The sequence below is a fragment of the Streptomyces boluensis genome, assembly GCF_009908195.1.
Lineage (GTDB): Bacteria > Actinomycetota > Actinomycetes > Streptomycetales > Streptomycetaceae > Streptomyces > Streptomyces boluensis.
This window is the reverse complement of the sequence record NZ_JAAAHS010000580.1, coordinates 1-3304: the sequence shown is the minus strand read 5'-3', so window position 1 is coordinate 3304 and position 3304 is coordinate 1. Positions and strand designations below refer to the sequence as shown.

General features: G+C 73.4%; 2 protein-coding genes. Both read right to left on the bottom strand.

Features of this window, described 5'->3' with window-relative positions; genetic code table 11:
- Positions 1-901 precede the first annotated feature (901 nt).
- A complete protein-coding gene (locus GUY60_RS36145) occupies positions 902-2257 on the bottom strand; it encodes a vWA domain-containing protein (RefSeq protein WP_161705700.1) in 1356 nt (451 codons plus the stop codon).
- 100 nt (positions 2258-2357) lie between these two features.
- Positions 2358-3304 (bottom strand): PP2C family protein-serine/threonine phosphatase (locus GUY60_RS36140; protein ID WP_161705698.1); only part of this gene is annotated, 947 nt, incomplete at its 5' end.

Sequence of the window (3304 nt, the reverse complement as noted above, 5' to 3'; positions counted from 1 at the left end):
GGGGCGGACCCTGCATGCCCTGCGGGGGACCACCCTGGGGGCCACCCTCCTGCGGGAATCCGGGCGGCGGGCCACCCTGCGGGCCGCCGTCCTGCGGAAAGCCCTGCGGGAACCCGGGCGGCGGACCACCCTGAGGACCGCCTTGCGGACCACCCTGAGAGCCACCGTCCTGCGGGAAACCCTGCGGGAACCCGGGCGGCGGACCACCCTGGGGGCCTCCCTGAGGACCACCCTGCGGCGGCGGGAAACCCTGAGGCGGGGACGGCGGGCCACCCTGCGGGCCGCCGTCCTGGGGGAACCCCTGCGGCGGCGGGAAGCCCTGCGGGGGACCACCCTGCGGGCCGCCCTGCGGCGGAGCCATCGACGGGTCCGGCTGCAGCGGCTCCGCCGGGCGGTTCACCTGCGAGGGCCGCGAGCTCGTGTAGTCACCGGGACCCGCACCGGGACCAGGGCCAGGGCCACCGGGACCAGGGCCAGGGCCGGGACCAGGACCCCCACCGGGCGGCGGACCGGCCTGGGCGAAGCCGGGCGGCAGGTTGAGGCCGGGCGCGGCCGGGGCCGGACCCGCGGGCGTGAACGACGTCGCGGTGTTGGTGAGGAAGTTCCACCGGCACTGCTCACAGAACGGGGCGTTCGCCTCGCGGGGCGTGCCGCACTGCGGGCACTGCTCAGGCGCGGCTTGGCCGCCCGGCTGCGGGTAGCCGTAGCCACCGCCGGGCGCGGGCGGTCCCGGCTGCTGCTGCGGGTAGCCGTACCCGCCGGCCGGCGGCGGGGGCGGAGGCATCGCACCGGCCGGCGCGCCTGCTCCAGCCATGCGGTGGCCGCAGGTCTCGCACCAGTCGTCGGAACCCGACTGGTGTCCGTTCGGGCAGGTCGACATGTCGGTGCTCCCCCTCTCCTTCTACTTCTTCACGTTCTTCACGCGAACCGTCTTGGTGGACCGGGTTTCGAGAGTCATCTCGTCGGCTTCCTCGACCTTCGCTTTCAGTCGCACAGTACCGGTCGCCGCATCCACGACGTCGACCACCTTCGCAAGGAGCTTCGCAGTATCGGAGTTACCGGAGCCCGCGGCGAGCTGAACTGCGCGGCCCAGTTTGGCCGTTGCTCCATACGTATCGCCCGATTTACGGGCATCAAGGCCTTGCTGGATGACTTGTGCCAGTTCGGCTTGACCGGTGTAGTGCGCGACCTGGGGGTTGATCGAGGTGGACGCCGCCATGTCGTCCGTCCACACCGCGCGTACCAGCCCGTGCGACAGCGTCTGCGGGCTGCCGTCGCCGCGGTCGATCACCAGGGAGACGCGGGCGGCGAGCATCTCCTGGCCGATCTCGGCGTTCGGCACCTCTACGCATACGTGGTAGTCGCGGGACTCGTCGCCCCAGGAGCCGGTGGGGTAGTCGCCCGCGCGGGGGCCGGCCTGGGTACGGCGCTCGGTCAAGTCCTCGACGGTGGGTGCCACTTGCTTCACGAACTTGATCTCCGCGCCCATCGGCGTCCACAGCCGCAGCGCGACATCGGCGATCTCCTTGCCCATCGCCGTCTCCATCATGTGCGTGAAGTCGGCGGCCAGGGCCACCGGATCGGCCACGATGTCGGCCGAGCCGAGCATCGACGAGGCGATCTGTGTGACCTCCTTCACCTCCCAGTCGGTGCCCACGCCGCGGGCGTCACAGGTGAAGCGGCCCGCGCAGGCCTCCAGGGCGGCGGCGAGGTCCTCGGGCGACTCGTGTTCGTTGCGCCCGTCGGTGAGCAGGATCCCGTGCCGTACCGCCGAGTCCGGCAGGTCCGCGGTGTTCAGGAGCCGGTCGGCGAGGCGCAGCCAGGTGCCGATGGCGGTGCCGCCGCCCGCGGTGAGCCCGCGCAGCGCCCGCTTGGCCCGCTCGCGGGTGTGGGCGTCGGCGACGGCAAGCTCGCCGTCGCCCGGATAGACCTCTTTGGCCTCATGGGTGCCGCCGATCACCGCGAACCGCACCCCGTCTCGGAGCGCGTCGATCGCGGCGGCCGTGGCTTCCCGTGCCGCGCGCATCTTCAGCGGCGGGTAGTCCATCGAGCCCGAACAGTCCACCATGATCGCCACGGCGGCGTCCGGGCCCCCGCCGGGCACGTACCCGTGCGCGGCCGCGCCCCCGGTGGTGCCGCCGCCCGTCGAGGTCACCGTGACAACGGCGTTGACCTCGCGGCCGCCGTCCGGCAGGTACTCGTTCTGATAGACCTCGACCGCGAACCGCGGCACGTTGGACTTCGCGAAATTGGCCATGGATTCTCGCCTCCCCCTTGCTCTCCCCCTGATGACCCACGGCAGCCGCGCGCGGCGGAGCGGTGGCGATGTGCCGCCACCGCTCCGCCGGCCGCGACTGTCAGGCCGAGCCTGCCCCCTGCGGCGCGACGGGGAACGGCAGTACCGCCACTGTTACGTTGTCGTGGCCGCCGCCGTCCAGAGCGTGACCGACGAGTACCTGGGCGCTGTGCAGCGGCCGGCTGAACGCGTCCGCGGGGACCGCCGCCGCCATCTCCTCGACGCCCTCCGCGTAGTTCCACAGGCCGTCCGTGCAGACCACGACCACTCCAGGCCGGTCCGGCTTGAACGAGGCGGTGTGCGGCTCCAGTTCGTACGCGTCCGCGCCGAGCCAGCCCGTGATGGCGTGCGCCCGCTCGTCGGCGTACGCCTCCGCCTCGTTCATCAGGCCCGCGGCGACCATCTGCGCGGCCCACGAGTCGTCCTCGGTGAGCCGGGCGGTGGGTACGGAGCGGTCGGCGGGCACCCAGTACGCCCGGGAGTCGCCGACCCAGCCGACGACGAGCAGGCCGCCCGCGACGACCGAGGCGACGAGGGTGCACGCCGGGGCGTTCTGGTGCTGCTCAGGTTCCTGACCTGGCTGTACGGCAAGGGAGTTGACGGCCTCGGCGGCGGCCAGGATCGCCTCGTGCATGGCCTGCTGCGGGTGCACGTCGCGCGGCAGGGCGGCGAGCAGCGACTCGTTGGCGGCCTGCGCGGCGGCGTACGAGGCCTCGTCGGGGCGGGTCGCGGACGACACCCCGTCGCAGACCACCGCGACCACGGCGGGCGAACCGTCGGACAGCGCGGTGGCGGACACCGCGAACGAGTCCTCGTTGCGATGGTGGCGAAGGCCGCGGTCGCTCACCGCGGCCACCGCGTCCAGCTCCTGCTCCATGTGGTCGCGCTCGCGCGGCTGGGCGTGCCCGCAGCGCTCGCAGTACCCGTCCCGGTCGACACGGCCCGCGCGGCAGGCCACGCAGAGCTTCGTACCGGCCGGGGGAGTGGGCGTGGGCGTGGGGGTGGCGG